Here is a 3,088-nt window from a genome sequence, read left to right as displayed (position 1 = left end):
TCGCGGCCGCCGTCGGCGTGCAGGCCGCGAAGAAGGGCGCAGCCGCCGTGCAGGGCGCCGCAGAGTCAGCGGCGGGCGAAGGCCCGTCCGGAAGCCAGAAGGGATAGTCCATGGACACGAAGAAGCAGCAGGGCGTGCCGGAGCTGGTCCCGGGTGCGTCTGTCACCGTCACCGTCTCCACCTTCAGGGGTGCCGGCGCTGTGCAGGGGACTTCGGGGCCCGCGGCTGCCGTCCTGGGCGAAGGCGGTGCGGCATGAGCGAGCAGACGACATACACGGAGCCGACCTACGGGAACTGGCGCAGGCCGCGCACTGCGGGCATCGGCAAGCTGGGGGCCCTGGAGACCTGGGCCATGATCACGGCGCTGCTGGTGCTGCTGTTCGTGTTCCGGCTGGCCGGCCCGGTCTGGGGATTCATCACCTTCCTCGTGATGGGCCTCGCCCTGGCGGTGTTCACGGTGCGGGATCGGCACGGGCAGTCCCGGATCAGCCGCATGGTCGCCAAGCGCGCGCATAGGAAGGCCGTGAACCGCCGTACGAACCTCTACCGCTCCGGCCCTGTCGGGCTCATTCCCAGCGGCACGGCGCAGCTGCCGGGCCTTCTGGCCAAGTCGCAGCTGCACCAGTTCACGGACTCGTTCGACCGGGCCTTCGCCCTGGTCTTCATGCCCGACACCAATCACGCCACGGTGGTGATCGAGTGCGAGCCCACCGGGCTGGCCCTGGAGGACCCGCAGACGATTGACGCCTATGTGGCGAACTGGGGCGGCTGGCTGTCCGACCTCGGCAAGCAGTCCGACGTCGTAGCGGCGTCCGTGACGGTGGAGACGGCCCCGGACTTCGGGGTCCGGCTGCGCCAGGCCGTGGACACCCGGCGTCATCCGGATGCCCCCGAGGCGACGGTGCAGATGATGGAGGAGGTCAAGGCGACCTTCCCGCAGTCGGCCCCGGTGACCCGGGCCTTCCTCGCCGTGACGGTTACCGCTTGGCGGCAGGGCGCTCCGCGTCCCCGCAAGGTCGAGGACCTGGGCATCGACCTCGGCGCCCGGCTGGGCAAGCTCACCGAGCACCTGGAGCAGTGCGGGGCCGGCGACGCGCACCCGGTCACCGCCCAGACCCTCTGCGAGGTGGTGCGCAGCGCCTACGATCCCGCGGTGGCCAGGCACATCGCGGCCGCGCACGCCGAGGAGGTCACTCCGTCGCTGTCCTGGAACGACGTCGGCCCGATCGCCCACAACGCCGGGTGGGAGTGGTACCGGCACGATTCGGGGTTCTCGAAGTCGTGGGTCATGTCGGTGGCCCCGCGCGGGGAGGTGTTCTCGAACGTGCTCGAGGCGATCCTGTCTCCGACCGGCGACGTGGACCGGAAGCGTGTGACGTTCCTCTTCCGCCCGGTGTCGGCAGCGAGGGCCATGGACGTGGCGGAGAAGGACGTCAACGCGGCCAAGAACCGGGCGGCCTCGACCGGCACCCCGAACTTCCGGGCCATCGACGACTACGCCAAGACGGTCCAGACCGCCAAGGAGGTCGCCAAGGACGCGGGAATGCTCAACTTCGGCGTGGTCATCACGGCCACCATCCGCAACGCGGAGGACGCCCTGGCCGTCAGCTACGGGGTGGAGGACCTGGCCGCGGAGTCCCAGCTGACCGTCCGTCCGGCCTACGGCGCCCAGGACACCGCCTTCGCCGCGTCGCTGCCGCTGGGCCTGGTCCTGCCCGACTACGTCATGGTCCCCTCCAAGATCCGAGAGGCAGTCTGATGAACCCGCTGAACCTGCTCCCCAGGCCCGTCCCGCGCAGTCGGCATTTCGACCCGCTCAAGCGCGGGTACCGGATTGCCGGCGGCGGATATGCGAACCTGCTGGACCTGCCCCCGGAGTACCGTGGCTCGTCCCGGCAGGTGTGCGGGCTGTGGCCGTTCTCCTCCGGCTCCGGAGCTCCTCTGGCGGGTGCGCCGCTGGGCCAGCAGATGATCACCGGCCAGGTGGTCGGGCTCGACCACTTCGGAGCCTTCGAAGAGGGCCTGATCCCGAATCCGTCCGTGTACTTCATGTCCAACCCGGCCCTGGGGAAGTCCACCGCGGTGGGGAAGATGTGCCTGTGGCTGGCCTACCGGGGCGTTCCGAGCATGTACCTCGGGGACGTCAAGGGCGAGCACGTCCTGCGCACCCGGAAGGCTGACGGGAAGGTCAACCGCCTCGGCAACGGGCGCGGCTACCTGAACCCGCTGGACCCTGGGGGCTCGGCCCGGGCGGTCGAGCGGCTGACCGGCACGCTCCGGGAGGAAGTGGCCCGAGGCGCGCACGAGCAGCGCAAGGCCCTGATGATGGCCCTCATCACCGTCTCGAGGGAGTCCAAGCCCTCCGAGCAGGAGGACCTGATCCTGGGCAGGGCGCTGGAGATCCTCTACGACCGGCACGACGGCGTGCCGCTGGTACGGGACCTGGAGAAGCTGATCGCCGAGGCGCCGGAGGACCTGCGCACGGTGGTCCTGGACCGGGGAGACATGGACCGCTACCTCGACGCCACCGATGCCCTGCGGACCTCCCTGATCGGCATCGCCACCGGTTCCGGCCCGCTGGGGGACATGTTCTCCCGGCACACCACCGAGCAGCTGGATATGACCCGTTCCGTCTGCTTCGACCTCTCGGCGCTGCCCGACACGCAGCCGCAGAAGCAGGCCGCCGGGCTGCTGGCCTGCTGGTCGGTCGGGTTCGAGGCCGTCAACACCGCCCAGGTCCTCGCCGACGCCGGCCTCGAGCCCCGGCGGAACTACAACATCGTCCTGGACGAGTTCTGGCGCGCGCTGCGCGTCGGGCGCGGGATCGTGGACAAAGCCGACTCCCTGACCCGGCTCAACCGCAACGAAGGGGTAGGGCAGATGATGATCTCCCACACCCTCAAGGACTTCGAGGCCGTGGCCGACGAGACGGACCGGGCCAAGGCCAAGGGCTTCGTGGAGCGGTGCGCGATGGTCGTCCTCGGCGGCCTCGGCTCCAAGGAGCTGACCGAGGTCGAGCACTTCCGCCGCCTCACCCGCGAGGAGAAGCGCCGGGTCGAGTCCTGGGCGGACGTGAAGAAGATCACTG

At 70.0% G+C, this 3,088-nt stretch carries 3 protein-coding genes; all 3 read left to right on the top strand.

What is annotated here, in order from left to right:
• Positions 1-110 precede the first annotated feature (110 nt).
• Positions 111-257, top strand: coding sequence for a hypothetical protein (locus V7053_RS18485; RefSeq protein WP_334173718.1), 147 nt, complete (start codon positions 111-113; stop codon positions 255-257).
• Entirely contained in the window at positions 254-1,759 is a 1,506-nt protein-coding gene (locus V7053_RS18480; protein ID WP_334173717.1) for an SCO6880 family protein, read from the top strand. Before V7053_RS18485 ends, V7053_RS18480 begins: the two co-directional genes overlap by 4 nt.
• Positions 1,759-3,088 (top strand): ATP/GTP-binding protein (locus tag V7053_RS18475; RefSeq protein ID WP_334173716.1); only part of this gene is annotated, 1,330 nt, incomplete at its 3' end. The genes V7053_RS18480 and V7053_RS18475, both read left to right, overlap by 1 nt.

The organism is Sinomonas sp. (genome assembly GCF_036848755.1).
In the GTDB taxonomy this organism is placed as follows: domain Bacteria; phylum Actinomycetota; class Actinomycetes; order Actinomycetales; family Micrococcaceae; genus Sinomonas.
This window is presented reverse-complemented; position numbering and strand designations above follow the sequence as displayed.